Raw genomic sequence first — 24,308 nt, forward strand, 5'->3', positions numbered from 1 at the left:
GATGGCTCCGAAACCGGTTGCGCTTATTATTTTGGACGGATTCGGGCTTCGCGGCGACGTTACGGGCAATGCGGTGGCGCAGGCGAAAAAGCCGAATTACGACCGGTACTGGAACACATACCCGCATACGACGCTGACGGCATGCGGCGAAGCGGTCGGATTGCCGGAGGGGCAAATGGGCAACTCCGAGGTCGGCCACTTGAACATCGGCGCCGGACGGATCGTCTACCAGGACCTGACCCGGATCAGCAAATCGATCCGCGACGGCGAGTTTTTCGACAACGAGACGCTGATCGGAGCGGTGCGCCATGCCAAAGAGAACGGCAGGAAGCTGCACCTGTACGGCCTGCTGTCCGACGGCGGCGTTCACAGCCATATCGAGCACCTGTTCGCGCTGCTTGACCTGGCCAAGAAAGAAGGCTTGAAAGACGTTTACATCCACGCATTCCTCGACGGCCGCGACGTAGCGCCGGACAGCGCGAAGGGCTACCTCGAACGTCTGCAGGCGAAAATCGCCGAAGTTGGCGTCGGTCAAGTCGCTACGGTGCAGGGCCGCTACTATGCGATGGACCGCGACAAGCGCTGGGAGCGGACGGAGAAATCGTACCGCGCGATGGTATACGGGGAAGGACCGCAGTATACCGACCCCGTCAAGGCGGTCGCCGAATCGTACGAGAAATCGGTATTCGACGAATTCGTCATGCCGACGGTCATCGTGAAGGAAGACGGAACGCCGGCGGCAACGGTCGAATCCGGAGATTCCGTCGTATTCTTCAACTTCCGGCCGGACCGGGCGATTCAATTGTCGCAGGTGTTCACGAACTCGGACTTCCGCGGCTTCGACCGCGGGCCGAAATTTCCGCAGAACCTGTACTTCGTCTGCCTGACGCTGTTCAGCGAAAGTGTCGACGGTTATGTGGCGTACAAGCCCAAAAACCTCGACAACACGCTCGGCGAGGTGCTCGTCCAGCAAGGCAAGAAGCAGCTGCGGATCGCCGAAACCGAGAAGTATCCGCACGTCACGTTCTTCTTCAGCGGCGGCCGCGACGTCGAGCTTCCGGGCGAGACGCGCATTCTGATCAATTCGCCGAAGGTCGCGACCTACGACCTGAAGCCGGAGATGAGCGCCTATGAGGTAGCCGAAGCGGCGGTGAAGGAAATCGAAGCGGATAAGCACGACGCGATTATTCTGAATTTCGCCAATCCCGACATGGTCGGGCACTCCGGCAAGCTGGAGCCGACGATCAAGGCGGTCGAGGCGACCGACGAGTGCCTCGGCAAAGTCGTCGAAGCGGTGCTTGCCAAAGGCGGCGTCTGCTTGATCACCGCCGACCACGGCAACGCCGATATGGTCATCGACGAGAACGGCCGCCCGTTTACGGCGCATACGACCAACCCGGTGCCGTTCATTCTGACGAAGGCGGGCGTTTCGCTCCGCGAAGGCGGCATTCTGGCCGACCTCGCGCCGACGATGCTCTCGATGCTGGAGCTGCCACAGCCGGCCGAGATGACGGGCCGGTCGCTGGCCGAAGGCTGAGGTTGATTTTTACCGGACAAAGATTGTACAGTGTGTAGTAGCGGTTTTTTCATTTCAAGTTCGAAGGAGTGTTTCGTCCCATGTCCATGATTACCGACGTTTACGCGCGCGAAGTGCTTGACTCCCGCGGCAACCCGACTGTTGAAGTTGATGTGACCCTCGAATCCGGCGGCAAGGGCCGGGCGATCGTGCCTTCCGGCGCATCGACCGGGGCTTACGAGGCCGTTGAGCTGCGCGACGGCGACAAAGGCCGTTATCTCGGCAAAGGCGTGCTGAAAGCCGTCGATAACGTTAATTCCATCATCGCGCCGGAAATTATCGGCCTCGACGCGCTCGACCAGGTGCTGATCGACCGCAAAATGATCGCGCTCGACGGCACGCCGAACAAAGGCAAGCTCGGCGCCAACGCCATTCTGGCCGTATCGATGGCCGTGGCCCGCGCGGCTGCCGACGCGCTGAACGTGCCGCTGTACACATACCTCGGCGGCTTCAACGCGAAGGTGCTGCCGGTTCCGATGATGAACATCGTCAACGGCGGCGCGCACGCCGACAACAACGTCGACGTGCAGGAGTTTATGGTGCTGCCGGTTGGCGCGGAGAGCTTCAAGGAAGCGCTGCGCATCGGCGCGGAAATTTTCCATAACCTGAAGTCGGTGCTGAAGGACAAAGGTCTGAACACCGCCGTCGGAGACGAAGGCGGCTTTGCGCCGAACCTCGGCTCCAACGAAGAGGCGATTACGACGATCATCTCGGCCATCGAGCGCGCGGGCTACAAGCCGGGCGTCGACGTTTACCTTGGCATGGACGTTGCTTCCACCGAATTTTTCAAGGACGGCAAGTATCACCTCGAAGGCGAAGGCAAATCGTACACGTCCGCCGAGTTTGTCGATCTGCTCGCTTCTTGGGTGGAGAAATACCCGATCATTACGATCGAGGACGGCTGCTCCGAAGACGACTGGGAAGGCTGGCAGCTGCTGACGAGCAAGCTCGGCGGCAAGGTTCAGCTTGTCGGCGACGACCTGTTCGTCACGAACACCGAGCGGCTGGCGCAGGGCATCGAGAAAAGCATCGGCAACTCGATCCTCGTCAAAGTGAACCAGATCGGCTCCCTGACGGAAACGTTCGACGCGATCGAAATGGCGAAGCGCGCCGGTTATACGGCCGTCATCTCGCACCGCTCCGGCGAATCCGAGGACAGCACGATTGCCGACATCGCCGCCGCGACGAATGCGGGCCAGATCAAAACCGGCGCTCCGTCCCGCACGGACCGCGTGGCGAAGTACAACCAGCTGCTGCGCATTGAGGACCAGCTTGGTTCGACGGCGCAGTACGCCGGCAAGAGCGCCTTCTACAACCTGAAAAACTTCAAGTAAGCTCACCATCGGATAGGCCAAAATGGCAAAAGAATGTCCCAAATGGCGAGGTAGTTTCCGCCCGGACGTTCGTTATAATAAAGGGAGAGAACAAGCGGCTTCGGCCGCGTGCCTCTCCCTTTTGCGCTGATCGGCCCAAACCGGGCGGTATGACAAAATCATAGAATTTCGAGGTGAACCCACTTGGCAAAACCGGTTGTAGGTTTGCAATTGTACACGCTTCGCGACCAGACGAAAAACGATTTTCTCGGCACGATCCGCAAGGTGGCCGAAATGGGCTATCAGGCGGTTGAGTTCGCTGGTTATTTCGACACGCCGGCCAAGGAGCTGAAGTCGGTGCTCGACGGCGTCGGCCTGGAGGCGCCTTCCGCGCACGTCGGCCTCAGCTTTAACGAGCCGGACAAGATCGAAGCCGATCTGGCGAAGCAAATCGAATACGCCCAGGAAATCGGCTTGAAATACATCATCACTCCTTGGGCGCCGCTGCCGCAAAATCCGACGGAGGAGGATGTGGCGAAGCTGGCGTCGATTCTGGAGGCATGCGGGCGGCAGGTGACGGCGGCAGGTCTGAAATACGGCTACCATAACCACGATTTCGAATTCAAGCTGGTGAACGGCAAACCGATTATGGACCACCTGCTCGAACACGTGCCGGCCGAGCTGCTGGTCGCCGAGTTCGACCTTGGCTGGGTGCATATGGGCGGCCAAAGCCCGCTTGAGTACGTCAATCGCTATGCGGGCCGCGTGCCGCTGGCGCATTTCAAGGATTTCGGCAACGGCCGCCGCGATACGGAAATCGGAAAGGGCGTGGTCGATCTGAAAAGCGTGCTCGACGTCGCCGAGAAGGTCGGCATTCAGTATTACATCGTCGAGCAGGAAGAGTTCGAGAAATCCTCGCTCGAAAGCGCGAAAATTTGCCTCGAGTTTTTCCGCGAGAACGGCGCGCTGTAAGCGGCGCAGACCGGCTTTCGATCCCGCAGTCCCGTACAGGGCTGCGGGTTTTTTGGCGTAACCGGTATGGGGGCGGCCGGACTTGTATTCAAATGGGCCGAATGCTATAATAGGTGTGCTGTCTATCTGGGTTCGGCACGGTAGTGACGGACCAGCGGCAAATGAAACGCTCCTAGCTTGGGAGGTGGAACTGTGGAAATCGCATTTAAAATACTGCTCATTATTTTTTCGCTGGCTTTGATCACGGTCGTTCTCCTGCAGAAAGGGAAGAGCGCGGGGCTGTCCGGCGCCATCTCCGGCGGTGCGGAGCATCTGTTCGGCAAGACGAAAGCGCGCGGCATGGATTTGTTTTTGCAGCGCATGACGATCGGAATTGCGGCCGGGTTCTTCATTACGGCGCTGATTGTCGCTTATTTGGTTAAAGTTTAATGTGATGAAGATCGTGAAAGCGGGACGCCGGTCCCGCTTTTTTGTTTTTTAGATCTAGGCTGCAGAGCCAACAGCCGGCAACAGCCGATTCTTCTTGATGGTACCGGGTTACTTCTATCGTGCGAAGCCGTTAATGATGCAGGCCGCTAATGATTGATGCCGTTTAGTATCGGCGGTTAACGAAAGGATCCTCGGTCTGCAGACGGAGGGGAATTTCGGGCTGAGGCCGCTGTTTGGGGGTTGTCGTGCGGGTTTATAATGAGACAGGAATGAGCGAAACTTGAGTCAAGAGACTGCCAATGTCTTTACAACGTAACAGTGTTTTGTTACGATGGAGGTGACGAGGTGATGTATAGATGGATGAGCGCGAGCTGATCTCGAAGAAGGACCTGCTTGAAGCGACCGGTATTTCCTACGGCCAGCTGTATCGATGGAAACGAAAGCAGCTGATCCCCGAAGACTGGTTTATCCGCAAATCGACTTTTACGGGGCAGGAAACCTTTTTTCCGAAGACGCTGATTCTGCAGCGGATCGACCGCATTTTGAACATGAAGGACGATCTGTCGCTCGATGAACTCGCCGGTAAGCTTTCGCCGCTGCTTTACGACGTCGAGCTGCGCAAAGATGAGCTTATAAAACGTAACATTGTTTCGAAGGTGGTGCTGGACCGGTATGCGGCGAAAGACGCGCCGGACGCCATTTACCCGTTCGAGAAGACGTTGTTTTTTTTCATTGTCGATAAAATGCTGCAGGGCGGCGGGATGAGCCTCGAGGAAGGGGTGAAGCTGCTGGAGACGCTGCGGGAGCATTTTGCGAAATGCGAGAACGGGAACGGTGAGCTGCTGCTGATTCGGAAGATGGGCGTCTCCAGCTTCATCCTGACGACGGGAGCGGGCGGGATATTTTTCGAAAACGGGGTCAAGGTGGTCGAGCGGCTGTCGCTGTCCGATTGCGTGGAAGAGTTAAAAATGAAAATCGGTTAATGCGGGGTGAACAAAATGGAGGAGCGGGAACGAGCCGATCTGAACATAAACGGGCTCGGCAGCGCGTCCGGAGGCGATTTTCGCCATGTTAACATTGAAGGCGTCGGGCGGGTCGACGGCGATTTGAGCTGCGAGAGCTTCCGGCTGAACGGAATGGGTACGGTGAAAGGTACTATCCACACCGCCGGCCTGTTCGACATGAACGGCAAGCTGACCGGATACGGCGAAATCGAGGCGTCGAAGGTGCTGATGAACGGCCATGCGTCGCTGCACGGACGGCTGCGCGGCGAGGTCGTCGAGCTGATCGGCATTGTGAAAGTCCATGGCGATTGTGAGGCGGAACGATTTATCGGGGACGGCGGGTTTACGATCGGAGGTCTTCTGAATGCGGGAACCGTGGACATTCAGCTCTACGGCCGGACGCAGATCGGTGAGATCGGCGGCGACCGGATATCGGTCCGCAAGTCGGAGCGCAAGGACTGGAGCCGGCTGCTGGCCTGGGTCGTGCCGATTTTTCAGACGCAGCTGCGGGCTTCGGCGATCGAAGGCGATGCCGTGGAGCTCGAAATGACGACGGCGGGTATCGTGCGCGGCAACCGGGTCGTGATCGGCCCGGGCTGCAAAATCGGCCGCGTCGAATACCGTGACGAGCTGATCGTCCATCCGAACGCGGAGATCGGCGAACAGGCGAGACAATAAAACAAACGTTAAAGCGAAGGGAGTTTTGCGCATGCAGCCGAAAAGCGTAACCATTACCGGCACGGGCTCGGTGTCCGGCGGGCTGTATCAACGCGTAAACATACTGGGCGAAGCGGAGCTGTTCGGCGACATTCAGTGCGAGTCGTTCAAATGCACGGGGAACAGCCATTCGAAGGGCTCGATGACCGCCCGAAAATATCGGCTTCAGGGCGAAGCGAGCATCTCCGGCGATTTGAAGGCGGTAGAGCTGACCTCGCTCGGGCAGATCGACGTCGAAGGCGCCGTGCGCGGCGGGAAAATGACGGTCAGGGGACAGCTCTCGGCCGGCGGGTCGTGCGAAGCCGATCGGCTGACGGTGAAGGGGGCGGTCAGCGTCGGCGGTCTGCTGAGCGCGGAGCAGCTGGACATCAGCCTGTACGGCCCGAGCGAAGCGAAGGAAATCGGCGTCGGGACGATCAGCGTCAAGCGCAAAGCCATTCAGACGATCAAGCAGTGGTTTACTCCCCAAGGTGCGGCGGAGCTGCGGGCGGGTACGATCGAGGGCGACACGATTTATTTGGAGCATACAACGGCCGACGTCGTCAGGGGCAATCGGGTCGAGCTCGGTCCCGGCTGCAAAATCGGGCTGGTCGAATACCGGGACGTCCTGAAAAAAAGCGGAAGCGCCGCAGTCGGCAGCGAGCTTAAAGTTTAGCGGCGTCGATCGGCAATATTCATTTGGAAAGGAAGGAACAATACGATGGCACCGCAATCCAGCAAGTTAGGGCTTGTCATTCTCGGTCTGCTGCTCGGCATTTTCGTAGCGGCGATCGACAATACGATTGTGGCGACGGCGATGGGAACGATCGTCGCCGATCTTGGCGGTCTCGATAAATATGTATGGGTCACCTCGGCTTATCTCGTGACGGAGATGGCCGGCATGCCGATCTTCGGCAAGCTGTCGGATATGTATGGGCGTAAACGGTTTTTTGTGTTCGGCATCGGCATGTTTCTGCTCGGTTCGATCCTGTGCGGCACAGCGCATAATATCGTAGAGCTGAGCATCTACCGCGCCATCCAAGGAATCGGCGGCGGCGCGCTGATGCCGATCGCTTTTACAATCATGTTCGACGTCATTCCCCCGGAAAAAAGAGGCGGCATGGGCGGCCTGTTCAGCGCCGTATTCGGCACGTCGAGCCTTGCAGGCCCGCTGCTTGGCGCTTATATTACGGACCATATCGATTGGCGGTGGATTTTCTACATCAATGTGCCGATCGGCATCGCCGCGCTTGCGCTGATCCTGTTCAACTACCGCGAATCGGTCCAGCACGCCGTGCAAAAAATCGACTGGTGGGGGGCGCTGACCCTTGTCGGCTCGGTCGTCAGCCTCATGTTCGCGCTGGAGCTGGGCGGACAGGAATATGCCTGGGACTCGGCGCAAATCATCGGATTGTTCGCCGCCGCGGCCGTGCTGCTGGCCATCTTCCTATACGTCGAGACGAAAGCGGCGGAGCCGATCATCTCTTACGGCATGTTCCGCAAGCGGCTGTTCGCCGCAAGTACAATTATCGGGCTGCTGTACGGGGCGGGGTTCATTACTTTCGCCATGTACATCCCGATCTACGTGCAGGGCGTGACGGGCGGCACCGCGACTAATTCCGGCCTCCTTCTGCTGCCGATGACGCTCGGGTCAGTCGCTGCCTCGCAGGTCGGGGGCGTGATGGCGTCAAAAACGTCGTACCGGAATATTATGATTTTGTCCGGCGTCATTTTCCTGCTCGGCACGTATTTGCTCGGCACGCTTACGCCGGATACATCCAGATGGCTGCTAACGGTGTATATGATTATTGCCGGCTTCGGCGTCGGCTTTTCTTTCTCGGTGCTCGGCATGGCCGGCATTCACCATTTCGACGCCCGGCAGCGCGGCTCGGCGAACTCGACGATGGCCTTCGTCCGCTCGCTCGGTATGACGGTCGGCCTTACCGTGTTCGGCATCCTGCAGCGGAATTTACTGACCGGCAAGCTGTCGGACGCCTTCGACGGCCAGACCGGGGCGGCGGCCGGCGGGCTGCTCGGCGATACGCGGGAGCTGCTCTCTCCCGAGAAGCGGGCGGCGATTCCAAAGGACGTCCTGGACAAAATCATCGGCGCGCTGTCCTCGTCGGTCTCCACGATGTTTCTGTGGGCGCTCATCCCGGCCGGACTCGCCTTTATCGCGATCCTGTACATGGGGAACGCAAGGCTTGAAATCCCGGCGAAAGCGGAGCAGGGGAAACGGGCGGCCGGGTTCGGCGGGCATTGATCGTATTGCTTGAAAGGAGCCGTGCCTGGAAAACACCGGGCGCGGCTTCTTGCGGCCGGCGGCGGGCGGGCATTGTTGCCGGTTGGAGTCGAAGTCCGCATTCGGGCGCGCTCAACGGTTCTCACTGCAGCAGGGGCGGACGGGATTTTATTTTCACAAAACGGGCTGGAACGGATGATGGAACCGGATTTCGTGTATACTATATGTTATATGAGAATCTATCAACCGACGACTGCAGCATTTGCCAGAGGCGCCCGTCGCGGTACATGAGGTGGAATAACGGAAAATGGTGACGGAGCAGGAGCTGCTGGATTTCATGCGCGAGCAGGCCTATAAGCCGATGACATACCAGGAGCTGCAGGAGCAGCTGGGAGGCGGGGACGCGGAATCGTTCAAGGCGTTTCTCGTTATGCTGAACGAATTGGAACACGAAGGGAAAATTATCCGGACGCGCAGCGACCGGTACGGCGTGCCGGAGCGGATGAATTTGCTGCGCGGCCGCGTGCAGGCGCATTCCAAGGGATTTGCGTTTCTGATTCCGGAGGAGAAGGGGCATCCGGACGTCTATTTGCATGCGAACGATTTGAAAACGGCGATGAACGGCGATACGGTGCTCGTCCGCGTCACGTCCAAAAGCGAAGGCGGCGGCCGGATGGAGGGCGAGGTCGTCCGCGTCGTGCAGCGGGCCGTGACTCAAGTGGTCGGCACGTTCGAAAATCACGAGACCTACGGCTTTGTGCTGCCCGACGATAAGCGGATCAACCGGGATATTTTCATCCCGCAGGACGGCTTCAAAGGGGCGGTAACGGGCCAAAAGGTCGTGGCGCGCATCGTCTCGTATCCGGAAGGGCGTTCGGCCGCCGAAGGGGAAATCGTTGAAATTCTCGGGCACAAGGACGATCCGGGCGTCGACATTCTGTCCATCATTCGCAAGCATCAGCTGCCGGAGAGCTTCCCGGAAGAGGTGACGGCGGAAGCGGAAGCCGCGCCCGATTCGATTGCCGAAGAGGAAATCGTCCGCCAGGGACGGCGCGATTTGCGAAATAAAGTGATCGTGACGATCGACGGCGAGGATGCGAAGGATCTTGACGACGCGGTCAACGTCGAGCGGCTGGAGAACGGCAACTACGTGCTTGGCGTGCATATCGCGGACGTGAGCTATTATGTGCGCGAGAACTCCGAGCTGGACCGGGAGGCGTACCGCCGCGGCTGCAGCGTGTATCTGGTCGACCGGGTCATCCCGATGCTGCCGCACCGGCTGTCGAACGGCATTTGCTCGCTGAATCCGAAGGTGGACCGGCTGACGATGTCGTGCGAGATGGAATTCGACGCAAAAACGCTGAAAAGGGTGCGACACGACGTCTTTACGAGCGTCATTCGCACAAAGGAGCGGATGACGTACACGAACGTCCGCAAAATTGTACAGGACGAGGATCCGGAAGTGACCGAGCGGTACGCCGATCTCGTCGATACGTTCAAGCTGATGGAAGAGCTGGCGATGCGGCTGCGCGACATGCGCATGAAGCGGGGCGCGATAGACTTCGATTTTGTCGAGGCGAAGGTGCTCGTGGATGCGGAAGGCAAGCCGGTCGATATCGTGAAACGCGAGCGCTCGGTGGCCGAGCAGATCATCGAAGAATTTATGCTGGCGGCGAACGAGACGGTGGCGGAGCATTTCTACTGGCTGCGCGTGCCGTTTCTGTACCGGATTCACGAAAATCCGGATTCGGAGAAGCTGCTGCATTTCGTGCAGTTCGCGGCGAATTTCGGGTATAAAGTGAAAGGTAAAGGAAATGCGATCCATCCGCGTGCGCTGCAATCGCTGCTCGAGGAAATTCGCGGGACGAAGGAGCAGACGGTTATCTCGACCGTGATGCTGCGCTCGATGAAGCAGGCGCGCTACGAGGCGGAGAGCCTGGGCCATTTCGGCCTGGCGGCGGAGTTTTATTCGCATTTCACGTCGCCGATCCGGCGGTACCCGGACCTTATCATCCACCGTGTCATCCGCGAGGTGCTGGAGAACGGCGGTTTTCTGCCGGACGCGCGCCTCGAGGCGATGACTGCGAAAATGCCGGACATCGCGCAGCAGTCTTCGGAGCGGGAGCGCGTCGCCGTTGAGGCGGAGCGCGATACGGAGAAGCTGAAAAAAGCGGAATTCATGCTGGACAAGATCGGCGAGGAATACGACGGCATCATCAGCAGCGTGACGAGCTTCGGCATCTTCGTCGAGCTTGACAATACGGTGGAGGGCTTGATCCGGCTCAGCTACTTGGCCGACGATTATTATCATTTTGACGAGCAGCATATGCTGCTGATCGGCGAGCGCACGTCGAAAATATTCCGCATCGGCGATGAGGTGCGCATTCGCGTCGAGAATGTCAATATGAGCGAATACACCATCGATTTCACGATGGTGGAAGCGCGCAGCGCGAGGCGCGGCGATAGAGCCGCGTTTGGCGCCGGCAAGAGCGGCGGCGGCCGCGGGCGCGGCAAGGCGCAGGGCGGGCCGCGCGAACGCGAAGCGGCCGGCGGCCGCAGCGCGGAAGGCGCGCCGGGGCGAAGCGGGCGCGGCTCGCGCGAGAACGCGCCGGGCGGGCGGAGCCGCGAAGCGGGCCGCACAGGCGGCGCCGCCGCCGGTTCCGCCGCAGCGGGCGAGCGAAGCGGCCGCCGCGGCAGCGGTGCGGCCGGGGGCGGCGGGATGATCCCCGCCCGGAGACGCAGCGCGGACGAGGAGCGCGGCTGGAAGCCCGAGGACGATTACAATCTCGACCGGATTCTCGGCATCGAGGACAATAGTGCTGATACGGGGTCTGCCCGGCCCGGGCTCAGCGGCGATTCACCGAACGGCGAAGCGCGTAAAGGCGCGGTGCGCACCGACATGTGGGGGCTCCCGATCCTGGGAACCGACAGCGGCACTATCGACGGCGGCGAAGACGACGATTATTACACGGGCGGCCGGGATAACCGCGGCGGCAGACGTTCGGGCGGAAATCGCGCAGCAGGTACGGGATCGAGAGGAGCGGCGGCAGGCGAACGCGGCGGGCGACGCGGCGGCTCGGCCCGCAAGAATGGGGCTTCGGCTCCGGACGGGTCTTCCAAGCGCAAGAAAACGCCGGGCAGCGGCATTATTAACGCTTCGGGACAAGAAGCCCCCGCTTCGGCCAAGCCGCACAAGAAGAAAAGCGGTGGCAACGCTACAGCGGCCTTTGTTAGGAAGAAACGGAAGTAGTATGCCGAAGTGCTTCCCGCTCAGCTTGGCGGGTCGTTAGCCTTCGGAGGTGCGGTGACGGTTGGCGGCCGCCCATTAGGCCCTCCGGAGCTCGTGTACATGACGAGCGATCCGGAGGCCCGCCTGCTTGCTGAGATGTCCGAATTGCACGTAGTACCTTCAATGGCGCTTGCGTCCCGCTTCACCCTCGCGGTAACGTACGGCTATAACGGTTTTGGCGTCTTGCGTTCGCTCGTTAAAGTTGTTACAATGGATTCCTAGATCAGCCTGTCAGGAGACCGAATCCATTGGTTTCGGCGGATTTGCGGAGCTGGAATCCGGATTACCGCGAGGTGAAGGACATGGGTAAGAAGAGCGACGGAAAACAGCTCGCCCAGAACAAAAAAGCTTCCCATGACTATTTCATCGAGGAAACGTACGAAGCGGGCATCGTGCTCATGGGAACGGAGATCAAGTCGCTGCGGACGGGGAAAGCGAACATTAACGATGCGTTCGCAACCATTCGCAATGGCGAGCTGTTTATTCATAACATGCACATCAGCCCGTTCGAGCAGGGCAACCGCTACAACCCGAGCGATCCGACGCGGGCGCGCAAGCTGCTGCTGCACAAGTCGCAGATCCACAAGCTGCTTGGGCAATCGAAGCAGGAAGGCTACACGATCGTACCGCTCAAGATTTACGTGCGCAACGGGTATGCGAAGCTTTTGATCGGCCTTGGCAAAGGCAAGAAGCAGTACGACAAGCGCGAAAGCGCGGCCAAGCGCGACGCGCAGCGCGAAATCCAGCGTGTCCTGAAGGAGAAGCAGAAGGTATTGAGGTAAGCATGGCGGGAACACGCAGAGGCATCACTCGGGGCATTTTCCGAAAGTGGTTCTCGAGACCATGCCTGCCAGCAAGACACCGGCCCGCCGGGCCTGTAAATGTGTTATACTAAGGAAGCAGCAGCATGCTGCACGACTTATGCTCGAAGCGAAGCTGCCGGCCGGCATGGCCGCACCGCGAATGAGCGCTTGACCCGCTAAACGGAACGCGGAAGCAGCGAGGCCGTTTATGCAGCTTGGGGGCGTTTATGGATTCGACGGGGATAGTTCGAGCATGGGTTGCGGGTAGCGGGGACGCGTCCGCTTCATCAACGCTAAAGCCAATTAACTGGCAAACAACAACAATCCTACGCTTTAGCAGCTTAACAACCTGTTAGCGTGCTCCTCTCCTGCATCGCCCATGTGCCGGATGTAGGGGCTCAACTTTAGTGGGATACGCCGATTCGGTCTCCGCCTGGGGTCGACGGAAGAAGACAATCAGGCTGACCTTCTCGATAGCCGGTTACGGGGCGCTTGAGTCGGTGACATCAAAACCGTGACTACACCCGTAGAAGCCTGTGTGGCGTTATTTTCGGACAGGGGTTCAAATCCCCTCGCCTCCACCATCAAAAACCCGACCGCGAGAGGTCGGGTTTTTGCTATGCATTTTTATCGATGCATTGTTCTTGGATGGCCGAAAAGAATTTTATACAAGAGGGTTTTCATAATTATGACGCGGCTACCGGTCAAATTAACGGCTCGACCCCGAATTCGGCTGCCGTATCCAGCAGCAGCTGGCGGTTGTGCAGGCTGAGCGGAATGCCCTCGGCGCTCCAGGCTTGCATGCGCTGCAGCTCGAGGACGCCGGGCAGCGTCGCTTTTTCGTACCCCGGCATGGGCTTCATTTGGCTGGTTACCCGCATGTAGACATCCATTTCGCTTTTGAACGCGTCCGCCGGGATGAAGCGGTTGATGTCCAGCGCGATGATCAGCGATCCCTGATTGGAGCCGGAATAACGACGTACCGCTCGTTCTTCTTCCACCGGGACGCCTGCGAGGAAGCCCCCGAGCGCCTGGCACATATAACCGATCCCCATGCTGCGGAACACCAGCCCCGGCGCCAGGTTGAACAGCTCCGGCACGTGCGGGGAATCCGGGTACAAATCGTGCATGGCGCCGAAATCGAGGACCATCGGTACGGCTTCTCCAGCCGGAACGGCAAAGGACATGGGCGAACCGCCCGCCGCCTGCATGATGGAATCCTCCGGTTTCAGGGTCAGCTGGTGACCGGACGTGACATACCCGATCAGACCGTTCTCCGCCAGAAAACGGGAATAAATGCCCGCCGCTCCGATGTGGCCGTGGTTCCTGGTGACCGCCGCTGCAATGCCGTGCGTGCGGCAGCGCTCGACCAGGATCTCCGCAGCCGAAGAAGCGGGGAAATAGCCGAGTCCCCCGTCGCCGTCGACGACGATTGTGCTTCCATGATCACTCGTTATACTCACCGCGGGATTCGGATTAATCAGGCCGTCACGCATGATTTGCGCATAGCGGACGATCTGGATCGAGCCGTGACTGAAATTTCCGCGAAGGTCGTTTTTAACTAAAAGCCCCGCAAGCAAGTCCGCTTTTTCTTCCGGCATCCCGGCTTGCTGCGCCAGGCGCAGGACGAGCTGCTTCAGCTTGTCCGGCTTCGTTCGGACAAACTCTTTCGGTTCTGTGTTCATTCCTTCGTTCCTCCCGTTCGATGGCGGCAGCTTGATCTCGTATCGCCTGATACTGCCATCAAATCCGCACGGATATAAGATAAAAATACTACGGCCGTCATTTTAAGAACGATAAAAGAGGTTTGCCGCGAAGGTCCTTCGCTGGGAGTACCCGAAAACATAACGGCAGCCCGGGACAAGCCCGGCTGCCGTTATGGGATGGGAAACGGAAAGGTTACCCTTTAGCGAACCACTTTTTTCTCCATAAAACGATACCCAGCAAAACGGCCGCCAGCCCCGCCGCTTGAACGGGCAGGTGACTGGTTTCTCCGGTTTTGGGAAGCTCGTCCGTGCCTTGCGGCGGCTTGCCAGAAATGCCTCCAAGCGGAACACCGCTGTCGCCGTCAATTGTCGTACCCTGACCTGACGGCGGGGTTACCGGTTTGACCGGAGGTGTCACCGGCTTGACCGGAGGAGCCGTCGGAACAGTCGGCGGCGTCCCCGTAATGATCGGCGGCGTCGTCGGATTGCCCGGAGGTGTCGTCGGCCCACCTGGAGGTGTCGTCGGTCCACCTGGAGGTGTCGTCGGTCCACCCGGAGGATTCGTCGGCCCACCTGGAGGTGTCGTCGGACCACCTGGAGGTGTCGTCGGTCCACCTGGCGGATTCGTCGGACCACCTGGAGGATTCGTCGGTCCACCTGGAGGATTCGTCGGACCACCTGGCGGCGTCGTCATCGGATTGTTCGGAATATCCAGCTCAACGCCTGCGGTGGAATTGATCGTGACCGCGTGGTCGCTGTCGTCCAGCTGATATCCGGCCGGTGCCGCCGTTTCTCTAACGACATAGTCGCCTGCCGGCAAATTGTTGAATACGATTGAGCCGGTCGAATCCGTCGTCAGCGTATTCAACAGCGTAAGGTCATCGCCCGATTTCTTATAAAGCTCGAAGGTGGCTCCGCTAAGCAGCACGGTATCGTCGTCAGCGTCCACTTTCTTAATCGTGAGCGAGCCTCTTTCCCCGCTGCCGGTGCCCGATCCGCTCGAAACACCGACAACAACGTCCGTGGTCGTTTCCTTGGTGACCGTGGTTACGTTATTGCCGCTCAGGCTGGCGGTATTCGATACGGTGTCATAATTTTTGGCGGTAATCATGGATTGATATTCCAAAATATACGCCGATGTGATCGGGTGCAGGAAGCTCAGCTCGAAGGATTGCTTTCCGCTGTTATCGGTTTGAATATCCAGCGTGTAGTCGGTATCCTTCGTTAATTCGACGCCTTTGGCAAGACTTCCGTTCGCTGCGACCGTCGTGGCGTACAGATGGAACGAGTCCGGCAGCAGAATCTGGTTGTCCGTTGGCGTATCGGTCAGCTTCGCATCGTTGACCGTCGACTGACTGCTGTTGATATTGACGGTCCAGTTGATTTTGTCGCCGCTTTGTACGCCGGTTTTATTGACGTATTCGCCCCCGTGGGGGATGGTGACATAAGCCATCAGGTTCTTCGATACCTGGTCGGAGCCGTCGAACAGCTTCGCCGTATTGGTAACGGTGCTGTCGATCAGCTGGCCCGCGAGACTCGTCTTGAACTTCACGAAGTACGGAGACGAAATCGGTTTATCGAAAATAACCCTAAGCGTATTGCTGTTATCGACCGAATAATGATAGTAGGTGTCGTCCACGACCGTACCTGGAATTGCGTTTCCGTTGGCCGGAATCGTCATGTTATACACAGCCAGCGAAACCGGAACGAGCTGCTGGCCCGATTCCAGCGGGTCCACCAGAACGGCGTTCTCAAGCGTTTTGCCGTTATAGTTGATCCCGATGTTCCAGGAAAGTTCCTTTGAAATTGCGTTGTAGGAACCCGACTTGAACCCGTTGTTTTTCACTTCGCTGCGCGGCACGAACGAATTGTAGACCGTTTTCGTCTGCGACGAACCGTAAACGTCGGTCCACGTGACCGTCGTCAGGTTGTCGAAGTTGCTGGTGCCGCTGGCAGGATCGATCCCATCGTAGTTGAACTTGGTCGTGTAGTAGATCGAGACAGCCGCGGACAGCGGGTGCGTGAACGTCACTTTAAAGCCCGCATCGCCGGAAACCGCGCTGTCGACCGTATAATCCGTGCCTTCGACCAGCGCCGTGCTTCCCTGCTTGATCAGCAGCGATCCCGGTACGAGTTGAAGGCCTTTGTGGTAAAAACGATCTGTCACGACAACATTGCTCATCGGCTGTTTGTCTTTGTTAAGATCGATTTTCCAGCTGACCGTCTTGGCTTGATAATCGATAGCGCCGACGCCTTTGGCCAGAACCGACTGCGTAAGACGATGCGTAACCGAATAGCTGGCTCCGCTGCCGACCGTAACGTCGTTCCGGACCGTAGTGTCGTTGATGACCCGGTCAACGGCCTTTGTTCGATACACGATTTGATAAGCGGAAGTAATGCCGCTGTTGAACTGCACCTTGAAGCCGTTCTTCCCGGTCGCTGTCACGGGCGTTACCGTAAATTGTCCGGTCGCTTCATGCCCGAGTATTTCCTTGCCGCTGGAATCCAGCGTAACGGGAAAGACATGGACGGAGCCCGGAACAAGCGCCAGCTCATCGTCGAACAAGTCGGTTACCGAAGCGTCGGACTGCGCAATCGACTGCCCGTCATAGTTGTATTTGATGGCCCAATCAATGGTCTGCGCAATCGGATCGTACTTGATCACCGACTTGCTCAGAGGGCCGCCGCGTTGAACTTCAACGGTTGCGGATGCTTCAACGGACGGCAGGTTGCTTCCTTCGAATGCAGCCGTATTGGTATACGAGTTTCCATTGGCGCTGCCGTTAATCGGGGTCGTATACTGAATGCGGTAAGCCGAATGGATCGGGCTGTCCGTGAAGTTGACTTTAAGCACATTGCCGTCCGTATGTACCGTGTACTTGCTGCTGTCGACAGGCGCTCCTTGGCTGACCGTTCCGTCCAGATTGACGTTCAAGTCATAGACGGATACGGTGACCGGAACACCCAAGCCTGCAGGGATCGAATCGGTCACGACGGCATTTTCCACAGTATCAAGCGCCTTGTTCACATCGACGGTCCAATTGATGTTTTGCGCGTTGAAGCCTGCGGCCGTACCGCTTTTCTCAATGGTCGAGCTTACGTCCGGTCTGAAATGAAGCGTAAAAACCTGTTCGCCGGATCGAATCGGAATGCTGACCGTCTGCGTCGTGCTTCCAGTCATATGGGAAACATCGAATTGCGTATTAAAGGAAAGCGTTCCATGAATATTGAAATGCGATTCAATAAAATCGTTGAACGTAATGACGACCTGGTGCGTCGTATGGTCGGCGCTGAAAGTCCCTACATTCTCGTCGCCTGATACAAGAGGCCCATGGATATCGTTATATAGTAAAAAGGCCTGGGGAAGCGTGAAGGTGAATTCATCCCCGGCATGATAACCATGGCCATCCGGCAGCGACCAGTTATAGTCGAGCTTCACCCTGGAATTCTGGTCATAAACCGTGTCGGTTACCGGATGTCCGGCGGAATCGTAAACCGACATCGTTACACTATCGATGATGTTGTCCGGGATGGCCGCCGCACTTGCTTGCGTCAGGAAGCCGAACCCGTAGTTGCACTGCAGAAGCATCATGAACATGACGAGCAGCGCGCTGACCTTTCTCTTTACCATTTTCTGTATGTTGCCTCCATTTCTGCTAGCAACGAAGTTGCTAACTTGAGTCCAAAGAAGGTGTTATCGTTCAAATAAGCGGTTCCTCCCTCCTATCAATTTTCTATCATACTTTCCTGTCTCTGTTATATACAGGATATTGATTCATCCTTCATTATATATCGGAGGTCCGATCAAATCTATATCCGCAGGGAAAATAAGAAATACGCACCATAGGTGCGTATTTAACAATCATTTGCTATTTTAAACTATAATAAACCATTACTAGTAGAATTTAGTTGATTTATAGCTGGATTCATTTTTATACATGGCAGCAGCTTGTCCGCTTTGGATCAGGGCTGAGTCGTAGGTCGTATCGATCGTGACCCATTTCTTCAGGTCTTTGAGGTACACTTGATTCCATGCGTGATAGATAGCGGGGTTATGCGCTTCATATCCCATGACCAGCTTGGTGGGAATGCCCTGGCTTCTGGCCATCGCGGCGAAGAGCGCAGCATAATCATAACAGATTCCTCGGTACGAAGCGTAAATCTTATCGAGGTTCGGGACGTAGTTCCCTTCAACCGTCTGCGCTTTTTTGAGGTCATATTTGTAGTTCTTCGTTATGTAGGTATAAATGGCCGCAACTTTATCCTTATCCGACTTGAGGTTTGCGGTTAGACGTTTGGCTTTCAGTACGGCTTTGGTTGTTGGCGTCCAATCGATGATCGGGATGGATTGCAGGAAAACGGCGTATTCGTTCTGCATATTCAGCGAAACGGTTTGCTGCGCGACGACTTTATATTTGTTTCCGCCGATTGCGGCCCCGACGATCACGGTGTAATCGCCGTTTCCCATTTGCAGCGGGTAATTGGCCCCTTGCTCAAACGGATAATCATACTTGACGTTACCTTTGCTGATGCGTACGATTCCGGCCTGGCCGGTTTGGAGCGGATAGTCGAGTCGGATGATTCCGTCGGCTAAGGAGCTTGTGTCAACGAAGGAAGGGTTAGAGTCGGCATATGCGGCTAAAGGAGCAGATAACAACATAAAAACGACAAAAAACGACAAAAAGAGCGCGTTTTTAGACACAAAAAATACTCTCCCTTCGGTATCTGGCTGCCATCTTAAGGAAATTTAAGGAAGGCCCTTTAGTTTTGCGTCTCCAGCTTTCGCGGGATTTGCCTTTATCGGTAGAAAGTACCGAAATATATGTACTTATACCTAGTACTATAGCATAGGTTTTTTTGGTTTGCTAGAGAAAATTACAAATTTTCTACAAAATTCCCCTTTTGGTGAGACTTCCGGTCGAAAAGAGGCGGGTCTCGTTATAACGACTATTTTGCTAGATTGTGTGGGGAGAAAGATCCATTCGGCGGGAGCGCGTCCGGGCACCGGATTCAATGATTTGTCCCGATGGGGGAGGTTAAAAGGCCGGATCGGTCATGCGAACCATGCCGGGAGAAGCGGTTGGATTCGAAGGATGTAGGATGTGTTATTTTATCGCTTCGCTGGGCTTTTTCGAGGGCGGAAGGAGGGCGCTTGAATATGCGACAAGCTATTCCGGAATAAGGAATTCATGCGGCACCATACTTTATGGAGACACAAAAAAACTTTCCCTTCGGTAACTGGCTGCCATCTTAGGCTGTGCTAAGGAAGGCCCTTTAGTTTTGCGTCTCCGGCTTTCGCAGGATTTGCTTTTTTCGTGGAAAGTATCGATCACGTTCGTATTCCGCTCTTACAGCGTGCTATCTTTCGTTTCTACAAGCTTTCCTTTTACAATGAGACGGTGAGTCGGGTGTCCCATCGGATGGCAGGTGACAAGCGTAATTTCCCGGTCTTTGCCGTTGCCTTCCAATACCCAGACGTCCGTCGGTTTTACATATAACTTCTGATCCACTTTATAGATGAATTGCTTGGTTCCCGTGTCCACTTTAATCAAGTCGCCGACCTTCATTTCGTCGAGTCGGTTGAAGTTTTTCCCGTAGGTTAGATTCCGATGGCCGGCGATTGCATAATTGCCCACTTCGCCCGGCTTGCCCGTATGTGCGATGCTGGCAACGGAAACCAGCATATGCGCCTTCGTCGCGCCGGTCAAAATCGGCAGCTTTAAATTGATTTTATCGATGGTCAGTACGCCTTCGGGCTTGTACTGGGGCGGGATTTTCTTCAATGCCGGCTCCGTTTGCGGCTGCTGCGGCTGGGTTTCGTCCGAGACCGGAACCGTATTGACCGCCTGCTCGCGGGCAGCATCCGGCTCGGAATCAATCTGCGGGTCGGGCTGTTCGAGCTCCTTCAAATTGTCCTGCCACTCGGACAATATTTTTTGCTGCTCGTGGGTTTCATAGCGGTCCTTAACCGTCGGATAGAGAAAGATGCCTATGCCGAGGATCATGCAGGACAGCGCCACTAATCGTCTTGCCATCGAATTCCCTTCTTTGCCTCTATTTTTGTTATCCTCTATTATACCCTTCCATTCCGGCACATGCCAGCAGAGAGAAAGCTTGCCGGGACGGCATCGACAAAACGGAATCTATTTCTTTATCTAGGAAAAAGGGGTAAGATCATATTATGGATGCCGCACTACATAATCGTATGCTTGCCGGGTTTGACAAGCGAACAGCATCAAGCGGTACAAATTCCAAAACAAAAGGAGAGATCACCCACATGTACAACAGCTTGAACGGTTTTCTGGAGGACTGGAAGCTGGAAGCATCCCTGACGCTGAAGGTGCTGGATGCGCTTACCGACGCCTCGCTGACGCAGGCGGTATCGGAGGCGCAGCCGCGCACGCTTGGCGACCTGGCTTGGCACGTGACCGGATCCGTCGGTTTTTTTCTTGGCACGGTCGGCCTGGAGTTAAACGCGCCCAAAGAGCGGCCATCCACAGCCGCTGCCATCGCGGATGCGTACCGCAGCGTGAGCGGCGAGGCCGTTTCGGCCATATCCGGGCAGTGGTCGGATGCTAAGCTGCAGGAAACGCTGGATCTGTTCGGCAGAAAGATGACCTACGGCCAGCTGCTGTCCATGATGGTCCGCCACCAGATTCATCACCGCGGCCAAATGACGATCCTGATGCGCCAGGCGGGGATCGCCTCGCCCGGCATTTACGGTCCGAACGAAGAGGAGACGGCGGCCATGCGGGCAGCCCGCGAACAAAAATAGTCTGTCGAGGCCAGGCAGAACCGCAGACGTTTGACAATCGACACTTCGGTAATCGGCAGCAGCCGCAAAAAGACCGCGATTAGCGGTCTTTTTGCGTGCAGCGTGCCGAATGCTTCTTTGGCTCTGCGGTATCCGTTATTTTTGGCTGAAATCGTAATAGAACTTCGGCTGTTCCCCAAGCAGCACCTTATAAATATCGTCATTCGACTGCATGACGCCGGTAAGGAACGCCTTGTACGGACGGTCCGCGACGTTCAGAACGCCCGAATTGTAGCGCTCCGCCCAGGAGCCGATGCCTTGCCAATACCGGCCCAGAGGAGCCTGGTCCACGTAGTTGAACCAATGGGCGCCTACGACATAGCCGAGACTGGCGACGCCCTCCACGTAGTTGCGGTAGCGCATGCCCCGCTGGAACTGGTTCACGGCCGCATTCGGCAGGAGCGGCTGCAGCCCTTGCTCCCCGGTGCCGTAGCCGAATTCGCTCATCAGAATCGGTCTGCCGCCCGATTTCGAATAAACATCCTTCAGCAGGTCGGATTCGATTTTATACGAATAATAGTTGATGCTGATGACATCCGAATATTTGCCTTCGACCTCCGCCAGCACGTCGCGGAATTTCGCGTTGTGGAAGGCGGTCGTAATCCAGCGGTCCCCGAGCAGGAGATGGTTCGGATCGTATTTGTGGTAAATCCGCGAAACCGACCCGTAGAACGTATCGAGGTAATACCGGAAAAACATATCCATGTCCGCCCATGATTGCGAAGTGCTAACCGGAAGGTCCGCGTCGCCCAGCTGGCTGAAGGAGGTAAAGCTTGTCCCCCAGTTCCGGTTGAACGAATCGATCGTCTGGTATTTATCCTTCAGCATTTGGACGAGACGGCCTTTAATGGCGGCGGAGCTGGCTTTCAGCTTCGGCACGTTGGAATAAAATTTCTGGTAATCGAATTCGTTGCCGATGAAGTACCCGATCAGATACGGATCGTTTTTGTTCGGCGGCAGCGCTTTGGCGAACGCCTCATCGATCTTCTGTTCGGCTCCCGGCGCGAAAATATCGAAGATCGAAATGCCGTCCAGCTTGTTCCAGTTCAAATCCAGCGGCAGCATGCGCGTATAAGGAAACTTGTTCGCGCTGCCGTACTTTTCGGGCGAGTAGCCGCCGGCGCTGTTAAAGCCCCATTTCTTCAGCCGGCCGACCGCTTCCTTATAGAAGGATGCGTCTGTCGGAAACGCTCCCGTTTTCTTGAATTTATTCGCCATATAGAACGAGTAGCCGTCATGATCCGATCCGATAAAGGCCGGCTTGTACTGCCCGTCGGAGGAAGGAATCGATTCGAATTCCTGCTCCCGGCCTTTGATCATCGTATACGTTTCATCGGTCGTGATGCCGTTCATCCCCAGGCTGAAGAAAACGTCGCCGTTTGGCGTTTTCAACACCCTTCGGCTGCCGAGCTGCTGAACCGCGAAAAACCCGGTGCCTTTAATGCCGTATTTGGCCGCGCTGCCGGATAACCCTCCGTAGCTGTCAAGATCCGTAGGGGGCTGCAGGCTGCCGTAATAGGAGGCGTCCGCCGATGCGTCGGCTTTCAGCTGCTGATCGCTGGTCACCTTCTCCGGAAAATTCGCTGCGGCGATTTGGCCGAACGTATCGACCTCGTAATCGCTGCTCCCGTTCAGCTTATATTTGCGGATCGGACTCGGCTCCTTGCCGTCCTTGACGGCATACGTTTCGAGCACGCTGTAGCCGGTCAGGTTCAGCGGTCCCGAGTAGGCTTTGAACGAAGACGCGTTGTCCCAGCGGTAATAGATCCGCGCCCCCTGGCTGGCCGAAGACAGCGTAACCTGAAGCGCTCCTGCGCTGCGGGCCGTCTTGACGCCGACGGAAGCGGTGATTCGATTGATCGATACCCTGGAAAGCTGCGGAGACCAGGCTTTGGCGGCCCCGTTCAGCTGGATTTTCAAATAGCGCGTTCCCGCCGGAAACGAATTGGCCTCGACGGCATACTGCTGCCAGTTGCCCGAAGCGCTGCCGACCGGGAACGAATTGGCCGCGACCTCCTTGTAGGTCTTGCCGTCCGCCGAAGCGAAAATCCGGTTTTTCTCCATGTCGATCCCGGTGAAAAAGTAGCTGTAAAAGAGCACGGACGTGATATCGGTGTTCGTATGATACACAATGCTTCCCGGTGCGGTCGACGTACGCGCCATCCGTTTCGCGTCGCTGCCGAAATAACCGGGGTGATCCGTCGCGATATAAATATTCGTCCGGTCGGCCAGCCGCTTAAAATTGTCGAGCGAATCGTACAGCCCGGCAGCCGGCGCCGGCGGCGTTCCTACCGGCACATAATCGTAAAGGGATACGGCGCTTACTTCCGTTTTGCCGGAATCCGGATGATAGACCGCGCTTGTTTTCAAATGCAGCCTGCCCAGCACCGGAATCGGCGCCGTATAATGCTTGCGCTTGAGCGATGTCCGGGGATCGCTGCCGTCCGTCGTGTAGTAGATGGCGGCTTCCGGTTTGGCGCTCAAGACCACCATGCTTCCGTAAGGGACGCTGCCCGAAGGCAAGCCGGATGCTACGCCGTTGCCGGGCGGCTTTACGGGAGCGGTCGTCGTCTTCACCGCCGTTGTGAACGCCGCGGGCGATAACGTCACGGGCTCGGATGCCGGCGGAGCGGTGACTGTCGGCTCCGGCGATGACGGAGCGGAAGCCGATGGAGCCGGCGCAGACGCTGCCGGAGCGGTTGCCGGCGGAGCGGACACCGCGGGCGCAGGCGCTGCCGGAGCATACGTCTGCGGAGCAGGCTCCACAGGCGCAGGTGCTGCCGGAACGGACGCTGACGGATCGGGCGCCGCCGTCAAACTGCCGGGAACCTCCTTCATCGACAGATCGATTAAGGCGGCCGCTTCCTCGCGGGTCATGGCGGCTTGCGGCCGGTACGACCAAACGTCGTCCTGTTGGGCGACGTCTTTACTGTACCAGCCATGGGCAATAATACCGCTGATTCCTTCCGCCGCCCAGGAATCCGGCTGTTCGCTGAACTTCAGCGCGGCGCCGGAAGAGAGCCCCTGCTTCTGCGCATACCGCCAGATCATGGCGGAGGCTTCTTCCCGTTTGACCGGCTCATTCGGCGAGAAGGTCGTATCGGACGTGCCGTTTACAATACCGGCCTGATAAGCGGCTCGTATGCTGGAGGCAGCCCAGTGGCCCCGGATATCCGTGAAAGGCGCAGGGCTTCCCGAATCCTTCAGCTGAAAAGCGGTCGCGGCCAATTTAGCGAACTGAGCGCGGGTCAGCGTTTGCTGCGGAGCGAATTCGCCTCCGGTAATGCCATTCACTACGCCGAGTGCCTGCAGGTCGCGAATATAAGTGAAATAAGGGCTTGTTTCCGGAACATCTTTAAAAACCGCCGTCGTTGCACTGATGCCCGTACCGGTAAGCGAAGTACAGGCGATCATGACTGCGGCTGCAATCGATAATTTTTTCATTCCGGCTCCTTTCTTCCTAA

The 24,308-nt window shown here is 57.2% G+C and carries 16 protein-coding genes, 1 other RNA gene and 2 riboswitches; of the genes, 12 read left to right on the top strand and 5 right to left on the bottom strand.

Annotated features, from left to right (window positions below; all coding sequences use genetic code 11):
* Position 1 precedes the first annotated feature (1 nt).
* The 11 genes from gpmI (at position 2) to ssrA (ending at position 12,908) form a co-directional block, all read left to right on the top strand.
* Entirely contained in the window at positions 2-1,537 is a 1,536-nt protein-coding gene (gene gpmI / locus PD282_RS01075; RefSeq protein ID WP_274648550.1) for a 2,3-bisphosphoglycerate-independent phosphoglycerate mutase, read from the top strand.
* Between the two features lie 80 nt (positions 1,538-1,617).
* Entirely contained in the window at positions 1,618-2,910 is a 1,293-nt protein-coding gene (gene eno, locus PD282_RS01080) for a phosphopyruvate hydratase (RefSeq protein WP_274648551.1), read from the top strand.
* Positions 2,911-3,093: 183 nt separating this feature from the next.
* Positions 3,094-3,861: a sugar phosphate isomerase/epimerase family protein gene (locus tag PD282_RS01085; protein ID WP_274648552.1), complete on the top strand. Its 768-nt coding sequence runs from the start codon at positions 3,094-3,096 to the stop codon at positions 3,859-3,861.
* A 192-nt stretch (positions 3,862-4,053) separates the two neighbouring features.
* The gene (gene secG, locus PD282_RS01090) at positions 4,054-4,290 is read left to right on the top strand and encodes a preprotein translocase subunit SecG (RefSeq protein ID WP_274648553.1); all 237 of its coding nucleotides are present in this window, start codon (positions 4,054-4,056) and stop codon (positions 4,288-4,290) included.
* A gap of 356 nt (positions 4,291-4,646) precedes the next feature.
* Positions 4,647-5,273: a YhbD family protein gene (locus PD282_RS01095; RefSeq protein WP_274648554.1), complete on the top strand. Its 627-nt coding sequence runs from the start codon at positions 4,647-4,649 to the stop codon at positions 5,271-5,273.
* A 6-nt stretch (positions 5,274-5,279) separates the two neighbouring features.
* The gene (locus PD282_RS01100) at positions 5,280-5,972 is read left to right on the top strand and encodes a hypothetical protein (RefSeq protein WP_274648555.1); all 693 of its coding nucleotides are present in this window, start codon (positions 5,280-5,282) and stop codon (positions 5,970-5,972) included.
* 31 nt (positions 5,973-6,003) lie between these two features.
* Complete coding sequence (locus PD282_RS01105) at positions 6,004-6,666, top strand: bactofilin (protein WP_274648556.1); 663 nt, start codon at positions 6,004-6,006, stop codon at positions 6,664-6,666.
* A 45-nt stretch (positions 6,667-6,711) separates the two neighbouring features.
* Complete coding sequence (locus PD282_RS01110; RefSeq protein ID WP_274648557.1) at positions 6,712-8,253, top strand: MDR family MFS transporter; 1,542 nt, start codon at positions 6,712-6,714, stop codon at positions 8,251-8,253.
* Positions 8,254-8,539: 286 nt separating this feature from the next.
* On the top strand, positions 8,540-11,482 hold the full coding sequence (gene rnr / locus PD282_RS01115) for a ribonuclease R (protein ID WP_274648558.1): 2,943 nt from the start codon (positions 8,540-8,542) through the stop codon (positions 11,480-11,482).
* Between the two features lie 341 nt (positions 11,483-11,823).
* A complete protein-coding gene (gene smpB / locus PD282_RS01120; protein WP_274654963.1) occupies positions 11,824-12,303 on the top strand; it encodes an SsrA-binding protein SmpB in 480 nt (159 codons plus the stop codon).
* A gap of 238 nt (positions 12,304-12,541) precedes the next feature.
* Positions 12,542-12,908: a transfer-messenger RNA gene (ssrA, locus tag PD282_RS01125) on the top strand.
* A gap of 120 nt (positions 12,909-13,028) precedes the next feature.
* On the opposite strand, the gene PD282_RS01130 is transcribed toward ssrA, so the two are convergent.
* The 4 genes from PD282_RS01130 to PD282_RS01145 form a co-directional block, all read right to left on the bottom strand.
* On the bottom strand, positions 13,029-14,009 hold the full coding sequence (locus PD282_RS01130; RefSeq protein WP_274648559.1) for an Ldh family oxidoreductase: 981 nt from the start codon (positions 14,007-14,009) through the stop codon (positions 13,029-13,031).
* Positions 14,010-14,223: 214 nt separating this feature from the next.
* A complete protein-coding gene (locus tag PD282_RS01135; RefSeq protein WP_274648560.1) occupies positions 14,224-17,661 on the bottom strand; it encodes an LPXTG cell wall anchor domain-containing protein in 3,438 nt (1,145 codons plus the stop codon).
* 264 nt (positions 17,662-17,925) lie between these two features.
* The gene (locus PD282_RS01140) at positions 17,926-18,732 is read right to left on the bottom strand and encodes a transglutaminase-like domain-containing protein (RefSeq protein ID WP_274648561.1); all 807 of its coding nucleotides are present in this window, start codon (positions 18,730-18,732) and stop codon (positions 17,926-17,928) included.
* Between the two features lie 15 nt (positions 18,733-18,747).
* A riboswitch (cyclic di-GMP riboswitch) is annotated at positions 18,748-18,836 on the bottom strand.
* Positions 18,837-19,260: 424 nt separating this feature from the next.
* Positions 19,261-19,349: riboswitch (cyclic di-GMP riboswitch) on the bottom strand.
* A 29-nt stretch (positions 19,350-19,378) separates the two neighbouring features.
* Positions 19,379-20,065 (bottom strand): class D sortase, encoded by a 687-nt coding sequence (locus tag PD282_RS01145; protein ID WP_274648562.1) that lies wholly within the window; start codon positions 20,063-20,065, stop codon positions 19,379-19,381.
* Positions 20,066-20,307: 242 nt separating this feature from the next.
* Between PD282_RS01145 and PD282_RS01150 the strand changes: the two genes are divergently transcribed.
* Complete coding sequence (locus tag PD282_RS01150; protein ID WP_274648563.1) at positions 20,308-20,805, top strand: DinB family protein; 498 nt, start codon at positions 20,308-20,310, stop codon at positions 20,803-20,805.
* A gap of 135 nt (positions 20,806-20,940) precedes the next feature.
* On the opposite strand, the gene PD282_RS01155 is transcribed toward PD282_RS01150, so the two are convergent.
* On the bottom strand, positions 20,941-24,288 hold the full coding sequence (locus PD282_RS01155; protein ID WP_274648564.1) for an S-layer homology domain-containing protein: 3,348 nt from the start codon (positions 24,286-24,288) through the stop codon (positions 20,941-20,943).
* Positions 24,289-24,308: the final 20 nt, after the last annotated feature.

The sequence above is a fragment of the Paenibacillus humicola genome (assembly GCF_028826105.1).
Lineage (GTDB): Bacteria > Bacillota > Bacilli > Paenibacillales > Paenibacillaceae > Paenibacillus_Z > Paenibacillus_Z humicola.